Genomic DNA, 2911 nt, shown 5'->3' with positions numbered 1-2911 from the left:
TTTCAGTCTAGTAGATTAATAGTGGTGACTGACTGAAATAATATAATGCAAGGCAAGACAATTTATTGTCTCTAAGCAGGGGAAAGTATCTGTAACAATTTTATTGTTATCACCCCAGCCTTCATACTGATTCCGATTGCAGTAGATACAAAAAAGTTTTCGGCTATCAGTCACCACCCTAATCAGGTCAGCATTTTAAACAGAAGTTTCACGGCACGAACAGCTACACGCATCCTGATTAATTTAACTGGCTTACCTGCGGATTTTTCAGTATCCAGAAATTCCCCCAATTCTTCAAGTAATGGATTTGTCCGGCGCTTGGATGGTTCAACTGTACTAAATACCCATTGCCACAAGGCACGGCGACAAAGTGCAGAACCACCAGAAACTTTAGATTTAGAAATATCACCGCTTGATTCCTGGCTGGGAGCAACTCCCAAAGCCTTCTGAAATTTCCTCAGTGATAAATGGCGCTTTGTGGGTTTACCGGACTTCCGACCCTTCCTAATTTTGATAATTGGCTTGGAATCTTCCCCCAAGTAATTTTCTAGTGGGTAAATTTGGGACAAAATTATAGATTGTGTGCGATCGCCAAAATTGAAATTCTGGAAAACCTCACGATAAGCTGCAAACCTTTCATCAGCTAGAATTGCAGCCAATTGATCCTCAATTAATTGTTCCTCAATTTGTAAACTACAAATTCGTTCGGCGTGAAATTTAACAGAATTGGTTAACCCCAGCCCCGCAGTATTTTGGTAAAGCAGATCATACTTTTTACTTTCGCGCTGCCCACATAACCATCCCCAAAGTAGGGGAACTTTTCCAGAAACACCCCGAACTGACTTAACCAGGGCCACTTCTGGGAACTGCCACGCCAAATCTTGCCTAACTCTATTAATGATTGGGGACTGGATTCTGGAAAGATGATTTAGCCGTAGCACCAATTCCCTCATCCTGGAAATTGTGCGATCGCGCACGCGGACAAACCGGCCCAAATCACTCCCATAATCAAACTGATAACAGGCTAGTGCCAGCGAGTCAGCATCATCATCTTTATCAGGCAATGCCAAGTGATTCTCGCGGTAATTCCTCAGTTGCTTGTGACCAACAAACCTCACCTCAACCCCGGCGCGGGTCAAATGTTCCACCCAAAACCGTGAGTAATTCATTCCAGTGGGTTCAAGGATTGCAATTTCAGGCCGCAATAGCATCAAACCAGTTAAACCAGTTTGGGTAGTGTCGAACTTATAAAACCGACATTCGTAGTAAAATTCTCTTGGGCTACTCGGTTTTTCTGTAAGCAGACAGCACGAAACACAGGACTTAGAAACATCTAGCCCCACAACTCTAGTCATTCTGTTTTTCTCGCTAGGTGAATATGTGTCAATTACGCTTGTGAATCACCCAAAGGCCAACGAGCCTGATTCAGTCTCAAAGCAATACCCAACACTGCAAATGTTGGGTAGACACATTTGTATTTACAGCCAGTTAACCGAGCTTATGAAATTAAAAAAGCAGTAGCTTAATTCAATATTAAAGCCCTAAGTAACTGTGCTGTTTTGCGGGGCTGATTTGGACTCATACCGCGACACCCCGAGGGGGGGTGTTTCGCTTGGGGAGTCTTACCCAAGCTCATTCAGGCGGTGTTGGATCTAGCATGGATTGAGCGATGTATTCATCTATAAATTCCTGGCTTTCATTTTCAGATAGAGCTTTAGCCCTGCCAATAAAATCTTCATAAACTCTGGCTTGAGATGTGTTAGCTAGTGCCGAAATGTATCTAGCCATTAACACAACTGTTACATTTCCTACAAAAAATCTACGCTTACTGAGAAGGATGTAATTATCATCAAAAAGTAGGATCGGTTTGGGGATGTTTGTTGTCATGCTTGGTTAATTTTTTGCCCTGGGTGCTAAATTTTTATTTTGGTGGTTGAGTTCTGTAATCGCTTGTTTAGTAATTTCACTGATTTGTTGGTCAGTTAATTTTCGTGCTTCCTGAGTTGCAATATCTGCAAAATAATTAACAATATCCTCATCAGTGGGTAAACGTGGATCTGTCACATTCATTTTTATGCACCGAGCGAGTAGAGATATTGTCAGACTATTCACAAATAATGCTCGTTTATGAATTAGCACATGGGTTTTAGATGCCAGTGATATCGCCCTCATGTCAGTCATTAGAAGTCGCCGCCTTCACCTGGATTGTTATCGGATTCAGTCAATGATTCTACAATTTTCCTTGTCTTTCGGAGATGTTTAATATGACTCTCAATTTTTGTGATTTCTTCGTTCATAGACTTAAAGTGATCTTCACGAATTTTGGACTCAACAAAATCCATAAGTTCTGAACACGCTACCTCAGCACCTAGAGCGGTTATACCTTCTGGAATTTCAATAGTTGCCTCTAGGTGCTTGGATTCATAGTTACCTAAGTTGAGGATGCGTTTGTAGGTGATGGTTTTAAATTTGGTCATACGTCAAAAATTACCTGTATTTTGAATGTGGAGTTAGCTTGTACGAGCTTGGCATATTGACAAGCATCACTACGCCTTTTAAATCTTGCTAGAACCATATTGTTTAAAGTGTCTACACGGTAAACAGCCCACGGACTACATAGTTTGTACATGATTTATTCCTTGGTAAAAAATGCCAGTGTTAGTCAGCTAACACTGGCTACAACACATGGAAGATATATTTCAGTGTTCAATTAATCGTAAAAAGAGCATCAGCGAAAAAATTAAATGATTTCCGTCTAGGCTTCACCTCCTTGACCCTGTAGGTAATTAGTTTTTATTAACGCAGACATGAGAAAATCACCGCGCCGCTAACTTGTGAACAGCGCCAAAGGCTTCGGTAATTTGTACAGGGTGTTTCCGTGCGGGGGTACTCGCTACACAATGCACGGGTG

Annotated in this window: 4 protein-coding genes; all 4 read right to left on the bottom strand. The window is 41.5% G+C overall.

What is annotated here, in order from left to right; genetic code table 11:
- Window positions 1-182: 182 nt before the first annotated feature.
- Entirely contained in the window at window positions 183-1355 is a 1173-nt protein-coding gene (locus ACM0OP_RS23905; RefSeq protein WP_414530902.1) for an IS110 family transposase, read from the bottom strand.
- 277 nt (window positions 1356-1632) lie between these two features.
- Window positions 1633-1788: a hypothetical protein gene (locus ACM0OP_RS23900; protein ID WP_414530901.1), complete on the bottom strand. Its 156-nt coding sequence runs from the start codon at window positions 1786-1788 to the stop codon at window positions 1633-1635.
- Between the two features lie 105 nt (window positions 1789-1893).
- Complete coding sequence (locus ACM0OP_RS23895) at window positions 1894-2070, bottom strand: hypothetical protein (protein ID WP_414530900.1); 177 nt, start codon at window positions 2068-2070, stop codon at window positions 1894-1896.
- Window positions 2071-2180: 110 nt separating this feature from the next.
- Window positions 2181-2477, bottom strand: a complete 297-nt coding sequence (locus ACM0OP_RS23890) for a hypothetical protein (RefSeq protein ID WP_414530899.1) — start codon at window positions 2475-2477, stop codon at window positions 2181-2183.
- Window positions 2478-2911: the final 434 nt, after the last annotated feature.

This window comes from Nodularia chucula CCY0103 (genome assembly GCF_963923915.1).
Classification (GTDB): domain Bacteria; phylum Cyanobacteriota; class Cyanobacteriia; order Cyanobacteriales; family Nostocaceae; genus Nodularia; species Nodularia chucula.
Note: the sequence above shows the minus strand (reverse complement) of the source record. Positions and strands in the feature narration are given on the sequence as shown.